We start from the raw sequence: 25,345 nt of genomic DNA, 5'->3' as shown, positions 1-25,345 counted from the left end.
CTCTCACCAGTGCCGCATCAGCGTTCGGATCTGGTCAGGATCGAGCCCGTAGCCAGCCAGCCGCCGAAACACCCGCAGTCTCTTCGCGCGGGTCGCGGTCCGGCGTCGATGGTCCTGCCCCCATGCCTGTGCGTCGGCGAGGATCAGTTCCTCGATGGCTTGATCCTTGGTCCAGCCGACCAGCGGCCACCACGCCTCGCGAATCTCCGGAGGCAGGCCGTCGACCAGTTCGGGCCATACGTCGACCAGGAGTGCAGCGTCGAGGTGTTCGAAGAGCTGTGTTTCGTCGCCGTAGCGCAGCAGCCAGGCATAACCAGCAGCCCGCTTGTCGCGATCGCCCAAGGCGAACACCTTGTGCTCACGACCGTGCCATACCCATAGCGGCGCGAAGCATCGCTCGGGGGACAGCCGCCACAGCCGGTTCGGCACCAGGGCCGTGGACCGTCCGGGCCCGGCGACTTCAATCTGGTGGAAGACGATCCGCTCGTTGAGGGTGAGCTCGAAGTCGAGGCAACGCAGGATGCGCTCGAGGACGGCAAGTGTCGGCGACTTCGCTCCGCGCTCGTAGGCCGACAGCGACGGCTGTGACGTACCGCATCGGCGCGCGAGCGCCTCTTGGGTCAACCCGCGAGCGACGCGAGCGGCCTCCAACAGTGAGCCCTCGTGGCCGATGGCCATACCCAAAACATAACTCTTCGGATCTGACGCGCTCAAGAGCTGCATTCGTGGTGCGCACCTACCTGGTGAAGCCAGGACAGGAGCGGACTGATGAGTGTTGCAGAGGAATACGGATTCGATGATCCTGGGTCGCCGCTGCTGGTCGAAGCGCGGACGGGATGGGAGCGTTGGTGCGCGGCGGACCCGTCTCTCGCCGTCGTCGACGACCTCATCGAGCTGCGAGAGTGGACCCAGCACGCGAGCCCCGACGACAAGGTGGCGGTGCTGCGCGCTCTTGCGGCGCTGACCGCGACTGACCGCTCTGCCGTCGCGGCGCTGGTGTGGCTGCTGATTCCCGGGGCATGTCGAGTCGCCGAAGCCTTGGGCGATCTCTCTCCGGACATCGATGCGCTGGTCGCCTCCGAACTGTGGGTGCAGGTCTCCCAGGCGCATCGGTTACGAACGCCGTGGTTGGCCCGGGCACTCCTGAACGCGACCCGACGCGAGGTCGCGGCTTCCCTCGATGTCGGTTGCCGGGCCGACCGCCACTGGGGGCGTGTGCTGCTCACCGACGACGCCGCGACGCTCGCGAGCACTGCCGAGGATCGGGCAGCCGTCGAGCCTGTTGTCGCGCCGGACGTGGAGTTGAGCGAGTTCCTCACTCAGGCGGTCCTCGACCATGCGGTGTCCGAGGACGAGGCCTGCCTGCTCCGTGAGCTGGCTGTAGCAGCCGAGACCGTCGGCGCGCCGTTGCGCCGCGGACGCCTGGGGCTGACGACGCCTGCGGCCGTTGAGCTGGTCGCCCAAGGCCACCCGGAGGCGCCCCGTACATTACGGCGGCGTGCCGCCCGCTCGCTGGATCGCTTGAAGGTCTATGCGGCTGGGTGGAGCAACGAAAGCAACTGGGGGTGCTGGCGTTCAGAGCAGAAGGGTCGCGAGATCAGTGCAGCCTGACCACAAGCCCTACACCTTGCGATCACGCCGGCAGCGACAATTGGTCGTGATCGGCGGCCGACCGCCACGCGGCCTTGCGTCCGGGGAGGTCACGTCCTGAGTGGAGTACGACGGGGGTCTCCTTCGTCCTGCTCGGGTCAGGTCGTGATGACATCCGACCCCTCGAAGCCCCCGCTACCTCCTCCAGCAGCAGCGACCTCGGCCTGTGGGCCAGGGAGATCGGCCAAGGGTCGAGCCGTTGGTGCCGCAGAGGTTCACGGGTGACCCCGGATGTTCTCTTCGATGTAGCGTCCGTTTACTTCTGGTTATGGCGGTTTAGTCCCACATGATGGACAAATCTGTGTGATCTGCTTCATGTTCACGCTCAGGGTCGGACGCCGACTGTTGTTACCGGTGAGGAACCCTGGACGCGGAACGCGGTCCGTTGTTGGCTTGGCAACGATTCGGTCACATTGTGGTCGGCGCGTTCGGTTCTCGGTGTCGATCGTGCCGGGCTGGCCCCACCCATCCCCGCAACAGGATCCCCCGAATGAACCAGAACCAGACGAAGTTCGCTATCGCCTGCGCCCTGACCCTCTCAGGTGTACTCCTAGGTGCCATCGTCTCCACCGGCGGGCTCTCTGACCCTGCTCCGTCGGCCTCCGAGAAAGCGAGTGTCTCGGTCAGCGGCGGCACCCTTCGAATCGGTGTCGAGAGCACCAAGCCGTCCTACTACGAGGTCGACGGCGTGGCCAAGGGCTTCGATTACGAGATGGCGCTCGGCGTCGCCGAGGGCATGGGAGTCGAGCCCGAGTTTGTGGAGCTGGAGTTCAACGAGCTCTTTCCGGCCCTCAAAGAGGGCAAGATCGACATGATCGGCGCCCAGGTCAGCAAGACCTCGGAGCTTGAGCTGGAGTTCGACTTCAGCGTGTCGTACTTCTCGACCTACGTCGCCATCCTCACTCCCGAGGGCTCCGCAATCCACTCGCGTGGTGACATCAACGGCAGCAACATCGTGGTCGTCGACGGCGCCGTCCACGAGCACTACCTCCAAAATCAGTACGAAGACGTCAAGATCATCAAGGCCACAGACGCGGCGTCGGCGGTCAAGGCGATCGAGAGTGGCGAAGCCGACGCGTTCTTCTATGGCGCTCCCTACGCCAAGTCGATCATCGACGATGCCCCTATCCCTTTGAAGGAGCCGATCATCTACCAGGCGGAGCACGCCCCGATCGGGTTCGTGGTCCGGGGAGGAGACCAACGTAAGGAGCAGATCGACGAGGTGCTCGAGGAGATGATCCGCAGCGGCGAGTGGCTCAGGATCAAGACCGAGTACTTCGGGGCCGACCGGCTTTCCGAGGTGTTCCATGAACGGGGCCGCTGAATCCTGCTGGGACCTGCCCCTACGATGTCGGCGGAACGGTCTCACGTTGTGGATGCACGCTATCCGTCAGCGGTCGCGACGAGCGCCGTCGCCGCCTCCCATCGCCATCGCCGCCGGGCTGGTGACCCGATCGACCGACCGACTCGACCCGAACCTAGCCCTCGGCGACGAGATCTTCGCTGACCCGCCACAGGCGTGAGGCCAGCTCCTGGTTGTAGCTGAGCGCGGCGGAGGGCCTAGCCTTGCTGTTGGCGAGGTAGCCGCCGGTGGAGTCCACGAGCTCAGGGGCGGTTGCGGCGTAGATCGAGGTCGCCGCACCCCTGGCCGGGCTCTTCATTAACGGCCGCAGAACCGGAACGAGGAGCCGTTGCGTACGCCCGGGGTCCTCGGCTCCGAACGCGGTGCTCACCTCGCCGGGATGTACCGCGTTGGCGGTCACCCTCGGCTGGCGCCGGGCGAGCTCGTGGGTGAACAGCACGTTGGCGAGCTTGGACTGGCTGTAGGCGCGGGCCCCGGAGTAGGAGCGCTCGCCCTGGAGATCGTCGAAGTCGATCCACCCCTGGGTGTGCGCCTGGGACGCGACGGTCACCACGCGGGCGTACGCACTCCGCTTCAGCCGGGCCAACATCAGCTCCGTCAGCAGGAACGGGGCGAGGTGGTTCACCGCGAGGGTGCGCTCGATCCCGTCGACGGTGAGCTGGCGGGTGTCCCAGTAGCCCCCGACGTTGTTGACGAGCACGTCGATCGTCGGCAGCCGGTCGAGCGCCTCCGCGGCCAGCCGGCGTACCTCGGCCTGGCTGGAGAGGTCTGCCAGGAACACCAAGACCGTCGCACCCGTGGCCTCGCGGATCTCCTGCGCCGCCTCCTCAGCACGAACCGCATCCCGGCCGGTGATCGCGACGTTCGCGCCCAGCCGGCCGAGGCCCATGGCGGTCGCCCGCCCGATGCCACAGGTGCCACCCGTGATGAGGGCCGTCCTACCGTGCATGGCCCCTCACCGAGCCGGCCTGTCGTACGCAGCTTGGTCGAATCCCTTGATGATCAGCCAGAACGCGAGCGTGATCTCGAAGATGGCCCCCGGGATGAGGAGTACGAGGCTGATCGGGGCACCGAAGAGCTCGGCGGCGGAGCCCACCATGTGCAGCGCGTAGCCGAGCAGACCGAGCGCCGCCAGCCACCTGGGGACCAGACCGGTGCGGAAGAGGAGCGCACACAGGAACAGAGCACCGAACGCGAGCGAGAGCTGCCCGATCTGGTACGCCGTCTCGTTCGCGTCGACCGCGAGCGATCCGAGCGCTTGGGCGGTGTCGGCGCCGATCTCGCTTGCGCGGTCGGCGAGCGGGATGACCATGAGCAGCGCGAGCACACCGACCGTCATCATCGCCATCTCGAAGATCATGGTGGCCAGGTAGGCCACGGCCGTACGTTTGCCGTTGCGCTCCAGGACGGGGAAGAAGATGACGGCCTTGCCGATGTCGATCGCCGTGGTCGCGATCATCAGGAACGCGCCGAGGGCGAGCGTGGTCTCCTTGGCACCGACCCCGGCGATGAAGTCGTCGCCGTCGAGGACCGACGTGACGAGGATCGACCCGGTTCCGTAGACGACGAACCCGGCCAGGAACAGGGCCCCGATCAGACGTGATGCCCACATCCGGGAGTCGGTGTCGAGATGCCGGCTGCGTGGGCCGGCGCGAGGTGGCGTTGCGATGGCGTTCATAGGACGTGCCTCGTATCGGTGGTGGTCGGTCCGAGACGGAACGTTCAGATCGTGGTGATGGCGACCTTGCCGCGTACGTGGCCGGACTCGAGAAGACGCATGGCCTTGGGGACGCGGTCGAGGGGGAAGGTGTGGCCGAGGCTCGGTACGACGGTGGCGGCCTCGAAGAAGCCGGCGAGCCGCTCCAGGTCGCTGGCGCGCTCCTTGGCGACGTACATGGCGAACCGCTGCCCGATGAACGGCGTGAGCAGGAGCGCCCGGAGGGAGCGGTTCATGCCGCCGGTGAGGTTGCCGCCGTCCTCGCCGCCGACGAGCACCACGGTCCCCTTCGGTGCGAGCGCTCGCCGCAGCCGGGACAGGCGCGGGTTACCCGCGATGTCCAGGATCAGGTCATAGCGAGCGGTGCCGTCGGCGAAGTCCGCGCGGGTGTAGTCGACCACGTGGTCGGCGCCGAGCGAGCGCACCAGGTCCAGCTTCTCCGGGCCGGCGACACCGGTGACCTCAGCGCCGAGCGCCTTGGCGATCTGGACGGCGTAGCTGCCCACGCCGCCGGAGGCGCCGATGACCAGCACGGACTGGCCGGCCTCGAGGCGGCCCTGGTCTGTCAGCGCCTGCAGTGCGGTGCCGGCCGAGATCGGCACCACCGCGGCCTGTTCGAAGGTGAGCCCGGCGGGCTTGTGGGCGAGCTTGGCCTCGGGGGCGACCGCGACCTCGGCGAACGTGCCTCGGCCGATGCCATAGACCTCGTCCCCGATCGCGAACCTCGTGACCTCAGCGCCGATCGCCTCGACGGTGCCCGCGAGGTCACGTCCCGGCACCCGGTCCTTGGGCCCCTTGAACCCCATCCCGGCGATCCGCATCAGGTACGGCTTGCCCGTCATCAGGTGCCAGGTGCCGCGGTCGAGTCCGGCGGCACGGACACGGACGAGAACCTCGCTCGGCGTGATCTCCGGGACAGGGACGCGGTCGAGGTGTAGGTCACCCGCGTCGCCGTACTTGGTCTGGACGATCGCGCGCATCCTGGTGGGCGCGGCGGTGTGCTCGGTGACCATGGTCAACTGCTTTCAGAGAGTTGGTCCGCACGCTAGGCGCCCGTCTGGCGGCTCCAGGTCGCTGACCAGACTGCTCACCGGGATTGGGTAGGCCATCCATCTGAAGGGCTCCGGATTAGTCGCTGTGAGGACCTGGTCCAGTCACGGCGTTGCGCCCGGCGGGCATCGCGGTACCACACCTGCCGAGTTGGAGTGCCTGTGTTTGTCGGTAGGGAGATGTGCAGGTGTACCGGCTTCGGTTCACCGGGGGAGCTGTTTCCGGTGTGCGATGAGTTGAGGCGTCGTGCTTTGGCGGATGTGCTGACGGGGCAGGATCTGAATCTGTGACCTCTGGTCACAGGCTCAGTTCCGATGGGTCGACGTGGCTGGCGGACGCGCGTCGTGACAGAAGTGGGTCGAGTCGAGTGAGTTTGCGGACGCGGTAGGACAGCGCGGCGACGGGATGGCCCTCGGGCAACGGGCCACGGGTCAAGGCTTGTTCAAGCAGCCGGCGGGCATCGTGGCCGCGGCGATGGAGCGTGTCGAGCATGCGGGCGAGCTCGATGACCTCGCCTCTGGTGTGGTCGTCCTGGACCGGGATCCCGGCCCGGCGGATGATCATCTCGTGCCAGCGCCGGACCGAGTCGCTGTAGCGATCAGTGAGCTGCTTCAGGAGATGGCGCTGGAACCGTGCGGCGATCGGATCGTTGACGGCAGGCCCGGAGGGTCGGGGATCGTCATCCGGCACCCCGAGGGCAGCCCGCCACAGCGCCACGGTGTCGTGGAGGTCTCCGAGGACATCGGCGTACCGAACAATCCAGGCGGGATGCCTCCCGCCTTCCGTCGCAGTCGCCGTTGGTGTGGTGCCGGCCAGGTGGTTGAGGAAGCCCTGTGCGGTCACCTCGACGTGGCGGACACGGGCGGCGAGATACGGACCCCAGGACTCGTCGCGCGCGAGGTCGGCGGGAATCGCGGGTAGCCAGGGGAGTGGGCCCTCGCCGGCTGCCTCAAGGGCATCGTCCCAACCGCTACCGAGCACCCGCGTCGCTCCGGCGGTGACCGCGTCGGCATAGCGTACGGAGGCGTCGTGGAGCTGGGTGGACCAGCTGCGGCCGCGACCGAGCGTGGTGGTGGCCGAGACCGCGGCCCCGTCACGAGCGACGACCTCGTCGAGGATCTGGATCGCGGTCAGTTGCTCCTCGAGCCCGGGCAGCGCGCACTGCTCCCGAACGGCATCGACCGACTCGGCCGGTTCGAGCACCAGGTGGAGATGGTTCTCGCGTCGGCCGCGGGTCAGCATCGTGTACAGCATCTGCCGGTCCTCGTGGCCGTTGACGATCCCGTGGACGGCGTCGGCCGTGAGGCCTTGTGCGGTGTGGACGGTCGAGGCGTAGCCGAGCTCGACATGGTCGGCGACATACTCGGCAGGCAGCACCGCGGTCAGGCCGGTGGTTGCGTGGCGGACGGTCAACGCTCCGCGGCGGATCCGGCTGATCGTCCACCGGTCACCGTTCTTGACCCAGTCGGTACCTGAGACCGCCAGGCGGCGCTGGTTGTGACGAGTGATGATCGTGTCTCCGGCCGATGCCTGGTTGCCATCGGCCAATTCGACCTCGGTCCGCGGCTCGATGCCCGCGAGTCGGTGGGAGCGTGCCCGGTGGTTGAGGTTGGCGACCATGTCTCGTGTGGGCGCCAGCATGAGTGCGTCGAGCCCGCGGTCTCGGTCGTGCTGCCAGGCGGCGAGGACCTCGCCCATGGTGGTCTCTTCGTCGCTGGTGTGGACGCGGTCGTGGTCGAGGTAGAACCCGATCGCGGCGCGATCGCCGTTGCGAAGGTCCAGGGAGGCAGCGGCCTCGCCGGGATCGACGAAGCGTACGACCTCCTCGAGCCGGTCGGCACCGTGCCGGTGTGCGATGTCCCGCAACACACCACCGGCACCGACGGCCGAGAGCTGCCGGTCATCGCCCAGGAGCCGGATCGTGGCACCGCGCGAGAGGCAGAACGTGACCACGCGATCGAGCGTCAACGTGTCGGCCATCCCCGCCTCATCGATCACCACCAGAGTCTCGGGCCCGATGCGGGTGCTCAGCCCGCCGCGTCGGTCGCGCCCGGTGCCGGGGACCTGGGTGACGATCTCGTCGGCGATCTTGGCGAGGGTCTCGCACGGCAGGCCGGTGGCAGCTTGGAGGACCTTTGCCGCGGCCGCCGAGGGCGCCAGCCCGATCGCGTCGTAGCTGTTGGTCGTCCAGACCGCAGCCAAGACCTCCACCGCCGTCGTCTTCCCTGATCCTGCAGGCGCCAATGCGAGCCGGACGCGATGGCCGCCACCGGCCAGCGCGTGCACCAGTGCACGTTGCCCGCCATTGAGGCGCACCCCGGCGACCGCGCTGGCGGTCAGGACGATGTCGATCTCCTCACGAGAGAAGGCGAAGTCGCTGCCCAAGCCGGCCGCGTCGACCAGTCGCTGCTCGGCTTGAAGGATCCGCTGGCTGGTGTAGCGATCGGAGCCGGTATGGCGGTAGACGCTGGTTCCGTCCGAGCGCCGGAGGCCACTTGGCTCGCGAAGACCGGCCAGCAGACGTACAGGATCGTCGTCGGGAGTGAGATGCACCGACATCGCCACGGCCCCTGCGACGACCGCATCGATCACCGCGGGTAAGTCGTCGGCAGCGACCCCGTCAGATGCCGTCGCTCGCACCTGGCGCTCTGCCTCGGCCCGCAGATGCCAACTCTGCCAGGTCGCCCGACGGGTCTCGAGTTCGGCGATCACGGCGGCCGCCATGGCCCGAGTCAGGTGTGGTTTCATCGGGTCGGCAGAACGTGCGCCCCGATCCGACTGAGACCCACCCAGCGCCGTACGGACCATGGCGTCGAGGGTCGTCTCGCTCCCCAGGAACTCCGATGCCTGGCGGCGCCAGATTCGTCGCTGCTCGGCCTCGGCACGCGGCTCGTGCTTGGGGGAACGCGTCTCCAGATTGGCCTGCTGCACCAACTTGAGCCGTTCCAGCTCGGTCGGCGCCCGCCCGTGCTCGTGGACGAACGCGGTCACCAGGTCGTCCTCGCGGCGGTCGATATCCCGGGCGCGCCGCGACCACACTCGACACAGCCCGGCCGAGATACCCACGATCTCGCGGACCGGGCGCCGCCCTCTAGGCCCGGTGCGTTCGGCGAACCTGACGCCGAGCGTCTCTCCGAGCCGGTACTCGAGCGCGGTGTTGTAGGTCTCCGAGATCGCCACCGTGTGCTGAAACAACACCCGGCCATAGACCGTCAGCCACTTGCCCGACTGCTTGGCCTGCACCTTGTTCGCGACGGCGACATGGGTATGAAGGTCCGGGTCGCCGGCACGGGAGTCCCGGTGGCGGAACGCCGCTGCGATCAGACCGCGGGTCTCGACCTGCCGCGCCCCATCGGTCCCTTCCCTGGAACAGCACCTCAGGTTCGACATACGCCAACGCATCGTTGACCGCGGCATCATGGGCCCGCTCGATAGCCCGCGCGATCGCAGGTGGCGCTACTGCCCATAGCGCCGAGACCGACTTCACCGGACTGAACGTCAGATCGAACCCAGCCACCCCGTCCGACCGTGTCCGCCGACCCAACGGCCGCCCAGTGGCGGGATGCTCCCCGGCACCGAACAGGTGCTCCATCTGCTCGGCCGTCACCACGTCGCCCGGGCAGATCCCGCCTGAGCCGGCGAAGGCGTCGAGCCCCGACCCGAGCCACCGGCCAGGAGCTTCGCCCTTGGCTTCGTAGTAGTCAATCAAGGCGGTGTCGCCAAGCTCGGTGGAGTCGCCCGCCGCTACTTGCCGGGTCAGGTACTCATACCCCGAGCCCGCGGTCAGCTTGTGGATCGTCATGGTCACGTACCCCAAGGGGCAACGGACGACCGTGAGTGGCCGAGGGGGAGCGCGAATGAAAGAGGTCTGTCCCGGCAGACGGGGATCTACCGGGACAGACCAAGACTTGCGGCACTCCCACCGGGTTCGGCCTTTGCAACCGGGTAAGGAGCCGCGCGACAGCGTCCGCTGTCGCGCGTGTGTTCGTGGGCAATGTAACGACAGTCCGGCGGCTCGGAGAACAACCGGGAGTGACCATCGAGTGATGAGGTTGCGATGGCATCACCTTTGGAGCCGCTGCGGCGACGCGATTGGCGAAGTTTGGGGTCGTCCTTAGTGTCGGGTCCACGCCTCGGTTTGGGTCAGGCGGAATAGGTACCCGAGGGCGGGGAGCACGATGATGCCCGCAAGGGCAGCGACGGCGAGTAGGGCCTGCAGTGTCGCGTGTGCTCCGGCTGCCTCGGTGATCGTGACCTCATCGACCAGTAGCCACGGGTACTGGGCGATGCCCCATCCGATGATGATCGACCCGACGGCTGCTACCGCGGTGACGCGGGCTGCTGCGGCGTGGCGTCGGATTAGCAGGAGCAGACTGAGGATGCCTCCTAGGATCGAGGTGAGGATCAGCGGTGCGGCGCGCCCGGTGAGGCCGTCGGCCAGGGTGGGGGCGTCTCTTGCGATGGGCACTAGGGAGCTGAGCACGATGAGGCCGGTGAGGGCACCGACGATCAGTGTCCGCCGGCGGAGCTGCTCGGCAAGCTGATCATTGCCCCCGCGAATGGCGTCGGCGGTTAAGAAGGTGCCGGCGAGGAATGCGCAGCTCGCCACTGCGATCACGCCGACGGCGAGCGACGTGATCGTGAGCCACGATGTCCACACGTCGCCACCGCCATCGGCTGGTACTCGGCCCGATGCGACCGCACCCGCGGCTGCTCCAAGGAAGAAGGGCGCGATGAGGGAGGAACCGGCGAAGATGACGCCATAGAGTCGGGCCTGCCCGAGGGTCGCTGAGTACTTGCGGAAGGCGAAGCCGGCCCCGCGCAGCACGATGCCGAGGAGCGCAAGCAGTAGTGGGATGATCAGGGTGGACATCGCGGCCGCGAACGCCTCGGGGAATGCGGTCCACCAGGTCACTAGGACGTAGATCAGCCAGACGTGGTTGGCTTCCCATACCGGTCCGATGCTGTGGTCAACGTGGGTTCGCAGCGCGGCTCCTTGGGTCGTGCCTCCGGCGGTAAGGTCGTAGAACCCAGATCCGAAGTCGGCACCCCCTAGGACTGCGTAGGCCACGATCCCGACGAACATCGCGCCTGCGACGGCGACCGCGAGCGTCATGAGAGCTCGCTTCCAGACGGGCGGTCGGTGGCACCGTCCCGATCTTGCGGGGCGTAGGGACTCGGGAGATCGTGCTGCCCCTCTCGCCACCGACGGGCCATCGACCGGAGCACGCTCACCGCTGCCACGGTCATTGCCGTGTACACGACGATGGTGATGCCCAGCAGCCACCACAAGCCCGAGTGGTCGCCGGCCGCCTCGGAGGTTCGCATCACTCCGTAGACGATCCAGGGTTGCCGACCGACCTCGGTCGCGATCCAGCCTGCTTCCATGGCAAGGACCGCGAGGGGGCCTGCTGCGACGGCAAGCCGCAGGAACCACCGGCGCTTGAGCAGATCGCGGCGACGCCATCGGGCGGTCCAGTAGAGGATCACCGCCAATGCCAGGAGGGTTCCGATACCTACCATCGTCTGGAACGCCCAGTGCGTGATGTTGACCGGCGGCTGGTCCTGGAGTTGGATCGTGTCCAATCCCGGGACGGGCGCGGTCAGGGAGTTCCGCGCGATGATCGATCCGAGCCGGGGTACCTCAATTGCGCCATGCACTTCGCCGTCGGCCAGGACACCGCCAATCCGCAGTGGGGCGGGAGCTTCCGTGGTGAGAGCCAGTTCGAACGCAGCCAGCTTAGCGGGCTGTCGATCGCTGAGGTCGCCGCCGAGCAGGTGGCCGATCGCTGGTTGCGTGATCGCGGCAATGCTCGCGAAGACGAAGGGAATGGCGAATCCGAGCCGGTGATGCCGGTCACGGCGTCCTTTGAGCATTCCCGCGGCATACACGCCGGCAATCGTGAAGCCGACCACCATGTAGGCGGCGACCCACATGTGGGCGAACTGGAGGACGACGATGTCGTTGAACATCGCTGCCCACGGGTCGATGTCTGTGACCTCTCCATCGACGATGCGAAAACCACTAGGTGCGTTCATCCAGGCATTGACCGAGATCACGCAGAATGTGCCGACCACACCGGCGATCGCCATCGGTATCACCATCAGCAGGTGTTGACGTGGCGGCATCCTGCCCCAGCCATAGAGGTAGATCCCGAGGAAGATCGCCTCGACGAAGAACGAAAGGCCCTCGAGCGCGAACGGCAACCCGAGCACATCGCCGAATTCACCCATCAGCCCCGGCCACAACAAACCCATCTCGAAGCTCAGCACCGTGCCGGAGACCGCGCCGATCGCGAAGAGCACCGCCGACACCTTCGCCCAGCGCTGGGCGAGGCCGAGAGCTACTGCGTCCCCGCGCGCGATTCCGCGCCAGTGCGCGACGAAGATCATCGCTGGGAACGCGACCCCAAAGCAAGCTAGGACGATGTGCCATCCCAGCGAGAGCGCCATCTGCTGGCGCGCGGGAAGGAGACCCTCAGGTTCCAGGGTGGTGGCCAATGGCAGCAGGTCCGTCAACATAGCTGTGCTCATGCCCCTTCAGGAGTGGCAATTCGAGCCAGGCGCTCGTGGCGCGCGCGCGACGAGCGATGGCCTGAGCGCGTTGAGGATGGTGCTGTCTTCCAGGTGAGGAGAAGGGCCACGGCGAGCAGCACCTCGGCGATGTCGCCTCCGAAGTACATCAGGTTCCCCGCAGCCTGCATCTCGGCGATGGGCTCCCTGACCTGGACAAGGAGGCCGGCGAAGATCAGTTGGGCCACTGTTGAGTGGATCGCGATAGAAACGGCGAGGACCACCAGTCTCAGGCGTACCGAGGCACGACCCGGGGAGGGGTCGGGGCCTGCGATCGCCCAGGCGAACAGCAGTCCTGAGGCGAGGAGGTGGGCGTGGACGGCGATGTGGACGGCGTCGTGCTCAGTGCTCAGTGCGTACAGCGGGGTGAAGTAGAGGGCGATCAGACCGCCACTGGTCAGCAGCAGTGCCAAGAAGGGGTGGGAGAGCACGCGGATGAAGCGCGTGTGCAGCAGCCGGCCTAGCCGTCGCGCCTGGCGGTGGGGGAGCTGGCGCAGCAACAGCGTGATGGGTGCTGCCAGCACAAGGGCCAAGGGAGCGATCATGGCCAGCAGCAGGTGCTGGGCCATGTGGCCGCCGAAGTCACGGTCGGCGTAGCCATCGAATCCAGGGCTCAAAGCAAATATGATGAGGGCCGAGCCGAATAGGTAGAGCGCTATCCGGTGCATGGGCCAGCCACGGCGACCTCGTTCACGCAGCCCCATCCATAGGTAGCCGATGGCCAAGGAAGCGACCAGCAACAGCGGAAACCAGACGCTCAGAACGCCTACGGTGTCGGTCCATATCCCGGTGTTGTGCCCCTCTGGTCCGTGGGCGAGTACGTCTGCCTGGGCGCGGGGCATCGCGGTGATGATGGAACTCACGGCGACCTCAGGAGCGGGTGGTGGTGGGGCGGTTCGGTGACTTCGTGGCGTCGGTGTAGCTGGCGCCACGTTGTATCAGCCATCCTGCGATCACCAGTAGCACCCCGAGAGCGAGGAAGGCCAGGTCCCACGCCATCTGGTTGTCTCCGCTGCGCACGTGGTGGATTCCAAGTACGTGATGGTCGATGATTCCTTCAACCAGGTTGAATACGCCCCATCCGACAAGGATCCAGCCCCACAGGGCTCGGGCGACCCACACCCTGCCTCGGGAGTGCTGGACACGGGAGTAGAGCAGGGCGATCCCGACCAGGACCATGACCCAGGTGAAGGTGTGGAAGAGACCGTCCCACACGGTGTTCATCTCCAGGCCGTGCACGGTGGTTTCTGGGTAGTAGCGGATACCGACGTTGTCAGTGTTCGTGGAGGTCAACATGTGGTGCCACTGCAACAACTGGTGCAACAGGATCCCGTCAACGAACCCGCCAACCCCAACGCCGAGGACGATTCCCGGTGTCATCAGGCTTCGCGGCTCGGTCATCGCGTTGGCAGACTGGGCATCGGTGGACACGGACATCCCCTCCTAGGGTTCCTTTCGAGCCGCCCCAGTACCCCCTCAAAGGCCTCGAGATACGCACCTACGCGTGATGTCCGTGATCTCGGGTCAGCGGGCCCGTGGCGACCTTCGCCGCCGGGCCGGCCTGTGGCACCACATCGATCCGACAAGAGACCCAGGATCACGCTGGGTGCGCCGGGGTGACTTGGGTTCGTCTCTCGATACCTGTACATTCTCCAAAAATCCATGGATAAAGGTCGTTGGAGGAGGGACTGTGCGCGCAGGGCATGAGGTTGCGGATGGGATTGTCGTCCAGCTCGCCGAGGGCGAAAGAGACAAGATGACGATGGTGGTGCGAAACATCGAGAACCTTCTGGCAGCACTCGAACCCAGGTGTTCGATCGAGCTGGTCACCCACGGCGCCGGGTTATCCGCGGTGACTACCGGCTCTCCGGTCTCGGAAGAAGTTCTAGGTTTGATCTCTCGAGGGGTGCGCGTGGACGCATGCGGCAACACCATGCAGCGTCACGGAGTTGCTCGCGATCGGCTGCTGTCGGGCGTCAGTGTGGTGGAGTCGGGGATTGCGCATCTGGTGGTGCGCCAGCGCGAGGGCTGGGCCTATGTCCGCCCCTGAGCTGCGGCCGGGCTTCGCGGCTGTGACGAACGGCGTGGTCGAAGACTTCGGCGGAGATCTGGTCTGCGCGGATCTGGCCCGAGACGAGACGGCTTTCTGGTGTGGGCGCAGGCTTCCCCGCACGTCTACAGCCCATGAGGCGTCCCAGTGACCGCCGCCGAGCGGCCACCTTCACCCGCGAGCGTGGCAGCGATTGAGCGGCGCCGGGCGCTTTTCGATGGGCTGGCCGTGGTGGGCAAAGCTCTGGGGAGCCCGCGGCGACTGGAGCTGATGGATCTGCTCGCGCAGGGCGAGCGGACGGTGGAGTCCTTGGCCCGGACTGCGGACATGGGGCTGACCAGTGTCTCGGCACACCTGCAAGTGCTCAAGCTGGCCAATCTGGTCGCGACCCGGCGCGAGGGAACCAAGGTGTACTACCGGCTGGCTGGAGATGACGTGGCGGATGTGTATGACCGGCTTCGTACGGTGGCTCTTCACCGCTCAGCCGACGTCGACCGAGCACGTGCCGCCTATCTGAGCCTTCCCGGCGACAGTGAGGTCGGGACGCTCTCACGAGAAGAACTGGTGGAGTTGATGCGCAACGAGCAGGTCACGCTTCTCGATGTCCGGCCCTGCGAGGAGTATCGGGCCGGGCACATCCCTGGCGCCGTCAGTGTGCCGCTGTCTGCCCTGCCCGACGATGCCAAGCTACTTCGGAAGGCACAGCAGGTCGTGACGTACTGCCGAGGCAGTTTCTGCGTGATGGCCCATGACGCGGTGCGCCTTCTCGCGGCCAGCGGAGTTGCCGCACGTCGGCTCGAGGACGGCATGCTGGAGTGGCGCACTCACGGGCACCCGGTCGAGACCGGCTTGGTCGAGAACCGTGAGGTTGAGAACGGTGAGGTGTCGGCGTGAACCGCGCTCGAGGTGGGACGGAGCTCGGTCAGGTCGGCGGATGGCGTCGTGCGTGGCTTGGGCCTCTGAACTGGTCGCGACGCAGGTGGCTAGTTGCTGCCGGCGCCGCGCTGGTCTTCACGGTTCTCGTGGCGATTCCAACTGACTTGGTCCCCAACCCGTTGTTCGGCAGGGAGATCGCGCCGACCTGGTGGTCCTGGCCGGCGCTCGCGACTTCCTCGCTTCTCGCAGGACTGCTCGTTGCAACCTATGTTGACGCTCCTAGCGCCGTCGAGGATCAGGGACGTCGCCGGGGCTGGGTCGGGGGACTGCTGACGTACTTCGCCGTCGGCTGCCCGGTCTGCAACAAGCTGGTGCTGTTGCTGCTCGGGAGCGCGGGAGCCCTCACCTGGTTCGAGCCCGTCCAACCGTTCCTGCAGTTGCTCGCCGTGGTGCTCCTGCTGTGGGCCTTGCATGTGCGACTCAAAGGAGAGCTGTCCTGCCCGGTCACCAACACCCTCAACACCGACCACGCCCCGTCTATTGACACCGAGACCCATGTCTCTGGAGGTAGTTCTCATGCCTGATGCGTCCGCGACCCGCAAGAGTCCCATCGTCCCGCTAGTAGTCGCCGCGGTAGCCCTTGTTGCGGTGGTCCTTACGCTCGTCACCTCCCGTGGCGAGGGGAGCGACGGGCCAACAGCGGCGGAGAGCGGGACAGGTACGGCGGGCGCCCAGGCCGAGGGCCATGCTCTCAACGACGCTTGGGCGCAGCTGGTCAGGGGCGAGGAGGACGACCCGATGGCGCTCGGCGATGTGGATGCACCGGTCGTGATGATCTCCTACTCCGAGTTCCAGTGCCCGTTCTGCGGCAAGTACGCCCGCGACACGGAGCCGATCCTCGTCGAGAAGTACGTCGACTCCGGGGTGCTGCGCATCGAGTGGCGAGACTTCCCCTACCTCGGGCCTGAGTCGACTACGGCTGCCCAGGCTGGCCGCGCGGCGGCTGCCCAGGGCAAGTTTTGGGAATTCAGCAAGCTCATGTACGACAACCAGCTGCCGCCTAACAGCGGAAAGCTGACAGAGGACTACCTGGTCTCGATTGCCGACGACCTTGGTCTGGACACCAAAGAATTCCGCAAGGACATGGTCGCTCGCGGCACAAAGGATGCGATTAAGCAGGACCTCGCCGAAGGCCAGGCGATCGGGGTGACCGGGACGCCTGCCTTCATCATCAACGGCGTGCCGGTTATCGGCGCTCAGCCCACCGAAGTCTTCGAGCAGGCCATCGAGAAGGCCGCGGAGGAGACGGACGCAGACGGCTCATGACAGAAGTGAGCCTGATCGCGGCACTGGCAGCCGGCGTCCTTGCACTGCTCTCGCCGTGCAGCGCACTTCTGGTGCCGTCCTTTTTCGCCTACGCGTTCGGCACGACGCGGGCGTTGCTGGGACGCACCTCCGTCTTCTACCTCGGCCTGTGTGCCACCTTGGTCCCGCTTGGCACCGGCGCCGGCGCTGCCAGTACCTTCTTTTATGGACACCGCGCGACGCTGATCAGCGTCGCGGGCTGGCTGATCATCGGGTTCGGAGTCATGCAGCTCCTCGGCCGCGGGTTCACACTCCCGTTCGCGCAACGGCTCAACAACGCCGTGGCCCGACGCGGCGGCACCGGATGGGTCTCGACGGCCCTGCTCGGGGCTGTCTATGGACTGGCCGGATTCTGCTCCGGCCCTGTCCTGGGCGCCATTCTCACCGTCGCCGCTACGCAGGGTTCGCCCTGGCACGGCGGGGTCCTGCTGGCCGTCTACGCCTTAGGCATGGCGATGCCGGTATTCGTGCTCGCCTTGCTGTGGGATCGGTTTGACCTCGGTCACAAGAAGTGGCTGCGCGGCCGGTCGTGGCACTGGGGGATGTTCACCATCCACACCACTAGCCTGGCGTCTGGGTTGCTGTTCGTGGCGATAGGTGCGCTGTTCCTCCGCTACGACGGGACAGCCGGGCTGACTGGGGCACTCGGCTTCGGCGACCTAACCGACCTGGAGTTCATCGCCCAGCAGAAGATCTCTGAGTGGACCGAGCACATCCCAGCCTGGCTGGTCTTGACCATTGTGGCCGCCGCAGCAGGCTGGATCGCCTTGAGGAGAACGCGGCGGCCGCACGGGCACGATGGCGATTGCTGAAGGTCAGGCCTCGCTTCGGCGTGTCCCGTTCTGCGTAGGCAGCTTGGTCGCTGTCAACGGGTGCCAGTCCTGAAGATGGGCGATCGGCCGAACGTTGGCCTTCAGCCTCGGTCGGGGCATATTCGCAGCAACGACAGCGGGACGATCAGCAGTGCGACTCGTGGGAATTCCGGGAGGATACGAAGGTGGGCGGATCGGTCAGCCCACCTTCTTGCTGCTCTTCCTCACCGGCGCTCGCCGTCGTGTGCGGCCTGGGCGGGCTGCTCCGTCTCCAGCGCGGCGATCTCGGGGTGGTGGAGGTCGAAGGCCGGGGACTCCGAGCGGATCTTCGGGATGGAGGTGAAGTTGTGGCGCGGCGCGGGGCAGGCGGTGGCCCATTCCAGCGAGCGGCCCCAGCCCCAGGGGTCGTCCACGGTCACCAGCGGTGCCTTGCGGGAGATGTAGAGGTTGTAGAAGAAGGGCAGCATCGACAGGCTCAGCAGGAACGCGCCGACGGTTGAGACCTGGTTCAGGAAGGTGAATCCGTCGCTGGGCAGGTAGTCGGCGATGCGTCGCTGCATGCCCTCGACACCGAGCCAGTGCTGGACCAGGAAGGTCGTGTGGAAGCCGACGAAAAGCAGCCAGAAGTGGACCTTGCCGAGGCGCTCGTCGAGCATCCGGCCGGTCATCTTCGGCCACCAGAAGTAGAAGCCGGCGAACATCGCGAACACGACGGTCCCGAAGACCGTGTAGTGGAAGTGCGCGACCACGAAGTAGGAGTCGGAGACCTGGAAGTCGAGCGGCGGGCTGGCCAGAATGATGCCGGTCAGACCACCGAAGAGGAAGGTCGTCAGGAAGCCGATCGACCACAGCATCGGGGTGTCGAAGCTGACCGAGCCGCCCCACATCGTGCCGATCCAGTTGAAGAACTTCACGCCTGTGGGCACCGCGATCAGGAACGTCATCCCGGAGAAGAACGGCAGGTTGACCGCGCCGGTGACGAACATGTGGTGCGCCCACACCGCCACCGAGAGGATCGCGATGCCGAGGGTCGCGGCCACCAGACCGACGTAGCCGAAGATCGGCTTGCGGCTGAAGACCGGGAGGATCTCGGAGATGATGCCGAAGAACGGCAGCGCGATGATGTAGACCTCGGGGTGACCGAAGAACCAGAACAGGTGCTGCCACAGGATCGGGCCGCCATGGGCGGCGTCGAAGACGTGGGAGCCGAACTGGCGGTCGGACTCGAGCATCAGCAGCGCAGCGGCGAGGATCGGGAACGCGATCAGCACGAGCAGCGCGGTGACCAGTACGTTCCAAGTGAAGATCGGCATCCGGAACATGGTCATGCCCGGCGCGCGCATGGCGATGATCGTGGTGATGAAGTTGACCGCGCCGAGGATGGTGCCCAGACCGGCCATGTAGAGGCCCATGATCCACAGGTCGCCACCGACGCCCGGCGAATACTGCGCGCTGGAGAGCGGCGTGTAGGCGGACCATCCGAAGTCGGCCGCACCGGTCGGGGTGAGGAAGCCGCTGGCCGCGATCAGGCTGCCGAAGAGGTAGAGCCAGTAGCTGAACATGTTCAGCCGCGGGAACGCCACGTCGGGCGCGCCGATCTGCAGCGGCATGATGACGTTGGAGAAGCCGATAAACAGCGGCGTCGCGAAGAGCAGCAGCATGATCGTGCCGTGCATCGTGAACAGCTGGTTGAACAGCTCGTCGTTGACGACCTGCTGTCCCGGGAACGCCAGCTCCGAACGCATCAGCAGCGCCATCAGGCCACCGCCGAGAAACCAGAAGAACGACGTGACCAGGTACATCTCGCCGATCAGCTTGTGATCCGTGGTCGTGAGTATGCGGACCAGCTGGCGGCCCAAAGGCGTGCGTGCCGGAGTCCTGGGTTTCGTCGCTTGGCTGGTGCGAGGGGTGGTAGTGGCCACGTTCAGCTCCTCACCGGTCGAAGACGCATGGCGGGTATGCCGTCGATCGTCTGCTTGCGGGTGTTGATCTCGTCGGCGTGCATTAGAAGGTCATGGAATAGCGGCGGTCAGAAACTGTGACCGAGACTTGGTCAGGGCGGGTGAAGTCGGTGACCAGGCTGAAGCGGTCGCCTCGCACGATGGTCCGACGCCACTCGATGGGCTGCCCTCGCAGTTCGCCGGTCCGGTCGATCGAGAGCGCGGCGGTGTTATCGGGGATCCCGAGCAGGACCCGCTCCGCCGAGGTCGGCACCACAGCGCGGACCTCTTCTCGGCCACCGGTCAGCCGAAGATTGCACCGATGGTCGAGCGCCTCGTAGAGGGAGGTTTGGGTGAGGTCTGCTTGGAGCAGCGGCGCAGCCAGCCGAGCGGGCAGCCACACGCGGTCCATCGCGAGCGGTTCCTCATCGATAAGGCGAATCCGTTCCAGGTAGATCAGAGGCGTCGACTCCTCGACTCCGAGCCTGGTGGCCACAGTCCCGTCAGCACGCGCGTCGAGTGTGCGCACGATGCTGTGCTGGCGACGTCCTGACGCTTCGACGGAGGCGAACAGGCTGTACAAGGTGCCTTGGGGCTGAGTGATCTCAGTGTTTGCGACCTTCGGTGTTCGGCCACGTGCGGCATCGACAAGGCCGCTCTCACGCAGCCGACGAAGCGCCTCGCGCACCGTGTGTCGGCTGACCGCGTACTCCTGGACCAGCACCATCTCACCCGGGAACGACTCGCTGAACTCACCTCGGCGTAGGCGTCGCTCGACATCATCCTTGACCTGAGCCCATAGCGGCATCGGGCTCTGACGGTCAACAGCCCGGGCAGGACCGGTGGACCGCTGGCCGCCACTTCCCCGCATGTCGCCTCCTGCACAGGAACTCCGTGATGGTGGGCCCTGCCCTAGGTGGAAGGCCCACGTACCGTCGATGCAAATGTACGTACATTCGTATTCCCTCTGCAAGGGGTCCGCGAACCAGGCCCCAGGGGCAGATCATGCGTCGGCCCGATCCTCGCGTCGCCGCTGCAGTGCTTCACGGACCCGTTGGACCTGGATCGGACCTAGCGCGGCCTCGTCGGCGAGCGCGCCTAGGGCAGCGGTGACACCGACCAAGCTGGCGTAGATCGGGGGGCAGGTTGGGCATCTGGCGAGGTGCGCTTCTAGCCGTTGACGTTTCGTGGCCGAGAGTTCGTTGTCGATGTAGTCACTGACTTGGGAGCGAGCGTCCCAACAGCGCAACGGCAGCTGATCCAGGGCGCGAGACTTCAGCTCTGCCAAGGCGGTGACCAGCATCATCCGTCCGCGACGCAGACGTTGCTTGGCGGCAGCCAGGGAGATGGACTGGATCGAGGCGATCACGGGCACAGTGAGGCCTTCCATGTCGTGGAGCACGACCGCGGACCGGTAGATGAAGGGGAGGGCCAGCAGTGCGTCGCGCAGCTCGTCGGCTGCCTCTGCGCGCTCGATCACAACCGCGGCGTCCACGGTCCAGCTGTCGTCGCGCCAGGCCGCATCGGCCAAGGCTGCGACGTCCTCGCGGGGCGTTTCCCGCTGGCGGCGCCCCTGATCGATGGCGAGGTTGTGGAGGATGCCGCGCAGCCACGCTCCCAGAGGCGCTTCGTGCCGGTAGGTCTCGCGACGTTCAAGAGCACGGGCGAGTGTCTCCTGCGCCAGGTCCTCGGCTCTGTGACGGTCACCGGTGACCGACCAGGCGTAGGCCCCAAGCCGCGGGAGTTCCGCAACCAGCTGGTCGAGGAGGTCTGAACTCAACGGCGAGATTCACCCGCCGCGGTGGGGGCTGAGGACGATCGTCCTGCGCGGCCGAGGGTGCGGATCCCGAACGGCAGGTACAGCGGACAGGTGCCGACCGCGGAGGTTGCGGCCATGACCGCCGCGAGCGCGTAGAAGATGAGTGACAGTGCACTGAGTGGGCCAAGGATGATCCCCGCGACAACGAGCACCGGCGCGATGACGAACAGACGGATGGAGCGGTCTGCGCGTCCCATGTTGAGTTTCATCAGTCCTCCAATGGTGGTGGGTTTGTATCGGTAGACGCAGCACGGCTGCTTATCGATACAAACCGCGTGGCCCGCGTGGCCCGCGTGGCCCGCACGGCCGGACTGTCGGTCTCGAACGCGTCCGATGAACTCAAATGGTCGAGACGGTGGAAACGGCTGAGCCATCGTCCGTCGTTGAGGAGGTCATCGAACCGGTGCTGTGGTGGCTCGAGCTGGGAGGCGAGCATCTGGTCTCGACGCTGGGCCGTCGGCCTTGCTCAGGCGAGGGCGAGGAACAGCTTCTCCATCTTCTTGACGTCCACGTCCTCCAGCCCTTCCTCGCTCTGTTCGAGGCACTGCTGCAGTCCGGTGGCGACGATGGCGTAGCCGGCGCGGGAGAGGGCCTTGTTGACAGCGGCCAACTGGGTCAGCACCGACTCGCAGTCGGAGCCTTCCTCCATCATCCGGATGACGCTGGCGAGGTGTCCGTTCGCGCGCTTCATTCGGGTGATGATCGCTTTGATCTCGGTGGGTTCGAGGTCCATCAGTTGTTCTCCAGGGCGGCCAGGGCCGCAGTCAGGCGCTGCCGTGCGTCGGTCGCGACAGTGCGGAGTGTGTCGCCGGCCTGGCCGGCGATAGACATCATCGCCTCGGGGTCGAAGGCCTCGACGACCGTGGTGGTGTCGTCGAGGGCACGCACGACCACGTTGCAGGGCAGCAAGGTGGCGATGGACGGTTCGGCTTGAAGCGCCTGGTGGGCCAACTGGGGACGACACGCGCCCAGGATCACCTGCGGGGCCACATCGACCTCGAGCTTGGCCTTCAGCGTTGCCTTGAGGTCAACCTCGGTGAGAATGCCGAACCCGGCGGCGGCAAGCTCGCCGCGCACCGCCTCGACCGCCTCCTCGTAGGGGCGGTTCACCGTGATCTGGAGCGTGTACTTCGTCATGGGCCGTTCCCTCCCGGGTACCGATCACTGCATGGGTGAGTGGTCTGCACCATCAACTGTACATCCCCCATGGGGGTTCTGTTACGCTCGAATCGTAACCCCCCGGGGGGTTAGATTGAAGTGGTAGCCACGAGCCGATTCGCCCAAGGAGTTCCCTTTCATGCGTGAGACCACCGTCGAGCACCTTGCCTCGGCCCTCGAGCAGGGCGCGACCTTGATCGACGTGCGAGAGCCCGCCGAGTACCGCCGTGGCCACGTCCCCGGCGCGGTCAACATCCCAATGAGCCAGCTGACGACCCGGCTCGGTGAGATCGACCGCAAACGTCCGGTGCACGTGGTGTGCGCCTCGGGCAACCGCAGCCGCGCGATGACCGAGGTTCTGACCGCAGCCGGCTACGACGCGACGAACGTCGCCGGCGGAACCAGCGCCTGGATCCGCTCCGGGCGATCGACCCAGAAGTGAGGCGAACCATGAACGAGCCCACGAACATCACGAACACTGCATCCGGGAACAACGAGTCCGTCGCCCCTGCTTCGGCGACGGGGGAAGCGCAGCAGCGCCCGGTCACAGGCGTGACCGTACGCACTCTGGAGACCCCCTCCCTGGGGGACCGCACCTACGTCGTGCACGACGGCGAGATCGCCCTCGTCATCGACCCGCAGCGCGACATCGACCGGGTGCTGGAAGTGCTGGAGGCCGACGAGGTCCGGCTGACCCACGTCTTCGAGACCCACATCCACAACGACTACGTCACCGGCGGCCTGGCGCTCGCGCGGGCCACCGGCGCGGCGTATGTGGTCAATGGCGAGGACGAGGTCTCCTTCGACCGCACCTCGATCACCGATGGTCAAGCCGTCGAGGTGGGCTCGCGGATGCGGGTCCGGGCGATCGCCACTCCCGGCCACACCTTCACCCACCTCTCCTACGCCCTCTCTCTCGATGGGCCCGACGGAGAGGAGCCGTACGCCGTGTTCACCGGTGGCTCCCTGCTTTACGGCGCCACCGGCCGACCGGACCTGCTCGGTGAGGAGCACACAGGCGAGCTCGTGCGCCACCAGCACGCCTCCGCCCACAAGCTCGCCGCTGAGCTGCCCGATGACGCCGAGGTCTACCCGACCCATGGGTTCGGCTCGTTCTGCTCCGCGACCCAGTCCGACGCCACCGCGTCCACCATCGGACAGGAGAAGCGGTCCAACCCCGTGCTGACTCAGGACGAGGAGACCTACGTCCGCGAGCTGCTGGACGGGCTGGGTGCGTGGCCGTCCTACTACGTGCACATGGGCCCCGCCAACGCCGCCGGCCCGGGCGCACCGGACCTTTCCCCTGTTCGAGAAGCCGATGCGACAGAGCTGCGCCGCCGTATCGAGGCGGGCGAGTGGGTCCTCGACCTCCGCAACCGCAAGGCCTTCGCTGCCGGGCACGCCCCAGGCACCTTCAACTTCGGTCTCGACGGCGCCTTCTCGACCTATCTGGGCTGGCTCATCGAGTGGGGCACCCCGGTGACCCTGCTCGGGGAGACCGCCGAGGACGTCGCCACCGCTCAACGCGAGCTGGTTCGTATCGGCATCGACCGACCGGCCGCCCACGCCACCGGCGGTCCGCAGAACTGGGCCGATGCCGAGCTCGGCAGCTTCCCCACTGCCACCTTCGCCGACCTGGCGCAGGTGCGCCATCACCGCGAGGTCGTCGTGCTCGACGTGCGCCGCACCGATGAGCACGAAGGAACCGCGATCGCCGGGGCCCTCAACATCCCGATCCACGAGGTGCCCTACCGCCTCGAGGAGATACCGGCCGGTGAGGTGTGGGTGCACTGTGCCAGCGGCTACCGCTCCTCGATCGCCGCCTCCTTCATCGCTGCCGCAGACCGCACCCCGGTCGCGATTCACGACTCATTCGAGAACGCAGAGAAGGTCGGCCTGCACATGGTCAGCCCCGGGGGAGACCCCGACGGGTCCGACGCCTGAGATGACCCTGCTCGTGGCTGCAGCCGCCGGTGCGCTCATCGGGATCTCCTTGGGGGCACTCGGAGGTGGCGGCTCGATCCTGGCAGTACCGGTGCTGGTCTACCTGCTCGACCAGTCACCCGCCCAGGCGACCACTGGATCGCTGGTCGTGGTCGGCCTCACCTCCCTGATCGGGGCCGCCGCTGCCCACCGGGAGGGCAACGTGCTGCTCGGCCGTGGGTTCGTCTTCGGGCTGGTCGCCACCGGCGGAGCGGTGCTGGGAGCGGCGGCATCTTCCCGGGTCCCGGAGGATCTCTTGCTGGCCGCCTTCGCTGCCCTGATGCTGCTGGTCGGTGTGATCCTGGCGTGGCGTCAGATACGTCACGGTCAGAGCAGTCAGAGCAGTCAGAGCAGTCAGGACAGTCAGGACAGCGCCGCGCGGCATGCCGCGGGGCATGCCGCCCGCCCCACCCTGGATGACCCGATCATCACGTTCAGCCCGACCTTCGCCTGCCAGTGCCCCCGGGCGCTGAAGGTACTGGGCACCGCCACGATCGTCGGCGCCCTGACCGGGTTCCTCGGCGTCGGCGGCGGCTTCTTGGTCGTCCCAGCACTCCTGTTGGCGCTCGCGCTTCCCATCGAGTACGCCGCAGGCACCTCGCTGGTCGTCATCACCATCACCAGCGCCGCAGCCCTCGCCGTCCGATCCGGTTCCGGTGTCCAGCCGGACTGGACGGCCGTCATCGTCTTGACCGCGGTCTCCGCGGCGGCAGCCGTGGCCGGAGCACGACTGGCCGACCGGGTCGACACCGGCCGGCTCCAGGCGGCATTCACCGTCCTGGTCCTCGGCGTCGCTCTCTACACCGCGACCCAGGCGCTGCCCGCGCTCGCCTGAACCCGGCCTCACGCATCCAAGTCCCACGCATCCAAGTCCCACGCATCCAAGTCCCACGCATCCAAGTCCCACGCATTCAAGTCCCACGCATTCAAGTCCGCGTATCCCAAGTTTCACGTATCCAAGCTTGTCCATCACACACGGAACGGAACCT

General features: G+C 66.6%; 25 protein-coding genes and 1 pseudogene. 10 read left to right on the top strand and 16 right to left on the bottom strand.

The genetic code is table 11. From position 1 onward, the window contains the following. Positions 1-3 precede the first annotated feature (3 nt). Positions 4-678: a helix-turn-helix domain-containing protein gene (locus ABT304_RS03160; RefSeq protein ID WP_350713301.1), complete on the bottom strand. Its 675-nt coding sequence runs from the start codon at positions 676-678 to the stop codon at positions 4-6. Positions 679-768: 90 nt separating this feature from the next. Between ABT304_RS03160 and ABT304_RS03155 the strand changes: the two genes are divergently transcribed. Beyond that, a complete protein-coding gene (locus ABT304_RS03155; RefSeq protein WP_350713300.1) occupies positions 769-1,611 on the top strand; it encodes a hypothetical protein in 843 nt (280 codons plus the stop codon). Positions 1,612-2,140: 529 nt separating this feature from the next. Then, entirely contained in the window at positions 2,141-2,974 is an 834-nt protein-coding gene (locus ABT304_RS03150) for a substrate-binding periplasmic protein (RefSeq protein ID WP_350713299.1), read from the top strand. Between the two features lie 154 nt (positions 2,975-3,128). Here ABT304_RS03150 and ABT304_RS03145 read toward each other — a convergent pair whose 3' ends face one another. From ABT304_RS03145 to ABT304_RS03105, 9 genes and pseudogenes are all read right to left on the bottom strand, one after another. Next, positions 3,129-3,962, bottom strand: coding sequence for an SDR family oxidoreductase (locus ABT304_RS03145; protein ID WP_350713298.1), 834 nt, complete (start codon positions 3,960-3,962; stop codon positions 3,129-3,131). Between the two features lie 6 nt (positions 3,963-3,968). After that, positions 3,969-4,691 carry a DUF4386 domain-containing protein gene (locus ABT304_RS03140; RefSeq protein ID WP_350713297.1) on the bottom strand — a complete coding sequence of 241 codons (723 nt, stop codon included), beginning with the start codon at positions 4,689-4,691 and terminating at the stop codon, positions 3,969-3,971. Positions 4,692-4,735: 44 nt separating this feature from the next. Beyond that, on the bottom strand, positions 4,736-5,743 hold the full coding sequence (locus ABT304_RS03135; protein ID WP_350713296.1) for an NAD(P)-dependent alcohol dehydrogenase: 1,008 nt from the start codon (positions 5,741-5,743) through the stop codon (positions 4,736-4,738). Positions 5,744-6,077: 334 nt separating this feature from the next. After that, positions 6,078-7,400 (bottom strand): ATP-binding domain-containing protein, encoded by a 1,323-nt coding sequence (locus ABT304_RS03130; protein WP_350713534.1) that lies wholly within the window; start codon positions 7,398-7,400, stop codon positions 6,078-6,080. Positions 7,401-7,550: 150 nt separating this feature from the next. Beyond that, positions 7,551-9,582 (bottom strand): annotated as a pseudogene (gene mobF / locus ABT304_RS03125) (MobF family relaxase); the annotation flags it as partial. Positions 9,583-9,894: 312 nt separating this feature from the next. Further along, positions 9,895-10,896 (bottom strand): cytochrome d ubiquinol oxidase subunit II, encoded by a 1,002-nt coding sequence (locus ABT304_RS03120; protein WP_350713295.1) that lies wholly within the window; start codon positions 10,894-10,896, stop codon positions 9,895-9,897. Further along, complete coding sequence (locus tag ABT304_RS03115; RefSeq protein WP_350713294.1) at positions 10,893-12,302, bottom strand: cytochrome ubiquinol oxidase subunit I; 1,410 nt, start codon at positions 12,300-12,302, stop codon at positions 10,893-10,895. Before ABT304_RS03115 ends, ABT304_RS03120 begins: the two co-directional genes overlap by 4 nt. Positions 12,303-12,310: 8 nt before the next feature. Next, a complete protein-coding gene (locus ABT304_RS03110) occupies positions 12,311-13,216 on the bottom strand; it encodes a cytochrome c oxidase assembly protein (protein WP_350713293.1) in 906 nt (301 codons plus the stop codon). A 7-nt stretch (positions 13,217-13,223) separates the two neighbouring features. Next, complete coding sequence (locus ABT304_RS03105; protein WP_350713533.1) at positions 13,224-13,733, bottom strand: DUF2243 domain-containing protein; 510 nt, start codon at positions 13,731-13,733, stop codon at positions 13,224-13,226. Between the two features lie 310 nt (positions 13,734-14,043). Here ABT304_RS03105 and ABT304_RS03100 point away from each other — a divergent pair, with 310 nt between their 5' ends. From ABT304_RS03100 to ABT304_RS03080, 5 genes are all read left to right on the top strand, one after another. Then, a complete protein-coding gene (locus ABT304_RS03100) occupies positions 14,044-14,403 on the top strand; it encodes a DsrE family protein (protein ID WP_350713292.1) in 360 nt (119 codons plus the stop codon). A gap of 147 nt (positions 14,404-14,550) precedes the next feature. Then, positions 14,551-15,297 (top strand): ArsR/SmtB family transcription factor, encoded by a 747-nt coding sequence (locus ABT304_RS03095; protein WP_350713291.1) that lies wholly within the window; start codon positions 14,551-14,553, stop codon positions 15,295-15,297. A 128-nt stretch (positions 15,298-15,425) separates the two neighbouring features. Next, complete coding sequence (locus ABT304_RS03090; protein ID WP_350713290.1) at positions 15,426-15,863, top strand: hypothetical protein; 438 nt, start codon at positions 15,426-15,428, stop codon at positions 15,861-15,863. Further along, complete coding sequence (locus ABT304_RS03085; protein WP_350713289.1) at positions 15,856-16,605, top strand: DsbA family protein; 750 nt, start codon at positions 15,856-15,858, stop codon at positions 16,603-16,605. The genes ABT304_RS03090 and ABT304_RS03085 overlap by 8 nt, the downstream gene beginning before the upstream one ends. Beyond that, on the top strand, positions 16,602-17,456 hold the full coding sequence (locus ABT304_RS03080; RefSeq protein ID WP_350713288.1) for a cytochrome c biogenesis CcdA family protein: 855 nt from the start codon (positions 16,602-16,604) through the stop codon (positions 17,454-17,456). Before ABT304_RS03085 ends, ABT304_RS03080 begins: the two co-directional genes overlap by 4 nt. A 224-nt stretch (positions 17,457-17,680) precedes the next feature. Here ABT304_RS03080 and ctaD read toward each other — a convergent pair whose 3' ends face one another. The 6 genes from ctaD to ABT304_RS03050 all read right to left on the bottom strand — a co-directional run bounded on the left by ctaD (position 17,681) and on the right by ABT304_RS03050 (position 22,352). After that, positions 17,681-19,378: an aa3-type cytochrome oxidase subunit I gene (ctaD, locus tag ABT304_RS03075; protein WP_350713287.1), complete on the bottom strand. Its 1,698-nt coding sequence runs from the start codon at positions 19,376-19,378 to the stop codon at positions 17,681-17,683. A gap of 82 nt (positions 19,379-19,460) precedes the next feature. Beyond that, a complete protein-coding gene (locus ABT304_RS03070; protein WP_350713286.1) occupies positions 19,461-20,204 on the bottom strand; it encodes a GntR family transcriptional regulator in 744 nt (247 codons plus the stop codon). Between the two features lie 195 nt (positions 20,205-20,399). Next, a complete protein-coding gene (locus ABT304_RS03065) occupies positions 20,400-21,176 on the bottom strand; it encodes a sigma-70 family RNA polymerase sigma factor (RefSeq protein ID WP_350713285.1) in 777 nt (258 codons plus the stop codon). Further along, entirely contained in the window at positions 21,173-21,424 is a 252-nt protein-coding gene (locus ABT304_RS03060; protein WP_350713284.1) for a YgaP family membrane protein, read from the bottom strand. Before ABT304_RS03060 ends, ABT304_RS03065 begins: the two co-directional genes overlap by 4 nt. A gap of 257 nt (positions 21,425-21,681) precedes the next feature. Further along, positions 21,682-21,948, bottom strand: a complete 267-nt coding sequence (locus ABT304_RS03055; RefSeq protein ID WP_008362732.1) for a metal-sensitive transcriptional regulator — start codon at positions 21,946-21,948, stop codon at positions 21,682-21,684. Continuing rightward, positions 21,948-22,352 carry a DUF302 domain-containing protein gene (locus tag ABT304_RS03050; protein ID WP_350713283.1) on the bottom strand — a complete coding sequence of 135 codons (405 nt, stop codon included), beginning with the start codon at positions 22,350-22,352 and terminating at the stop codon, positions 21,948-21,950. The genes ABT304_RS03055 and ABT304_RS03050 overlap by 1 nt, the downstream gene beginning before the upstream one ends. Positions 22,353-22,512: 160 nt before the next feature. Here ABT304_RS03050 and ABT304_RS03045 point away from each other — a divergent pair, with 160 nt between their 5' ends. The 3 genes from ABT304_RS03045 to ABT304_RS03035 are packed head-to-tail and all read left to right on the top strand — an operon-like array spanning position 22,513 to position 25,191. Next, positions 22,513-22,815, top strand: a complete 303-nt coding sequence (locus ABT304_RS03045; protein ID WP_350713282.1) for a rhodanese-like domain-containing protein — start codon at positions 22,513-22,515, stop codon at positions 22,813-22,815. Between the two features lie 8 nt (positions 22,816-22,823). Beyond that, positions 22,824-24,317: an MBL fold metallo-hydrolase gene (locus tag ABT304_RS03040; RefSeq protein ID WP_350713281.1), complete on the top strand. Its 1,494-nt coding sequence runs from the start codon at positions 22,824-22,826 to the stop codon at positions 24,315-24,317. A 1-nt stretch (position 24,318) separates the two neighbouring features. Beyond that, positions 24,319-25,191, top strand: coding sequence for a TSUP family transporter (locus ABT304_RS03035; protein ID WP_350713280.1), 873 nt, complete (start codon positions 24,319-24,321; stop codon positions 25,189-25,191). Positions 25,192-25,345 lie beyond the last annotated feature (154 nt).

It is taken from the genome of Nocardioides sp. NPDC000445 (assembly GCF_040300245.1).
Classification (GTDB): domain Bacteria; phylum Actinomycetota; class Actinomycetes; order Propionibacteriales; family Nocardioidaceae; genus Nocardioides.
This window is presented reverse-complemented; position numbering and strand designations above follow the sequence as displayed.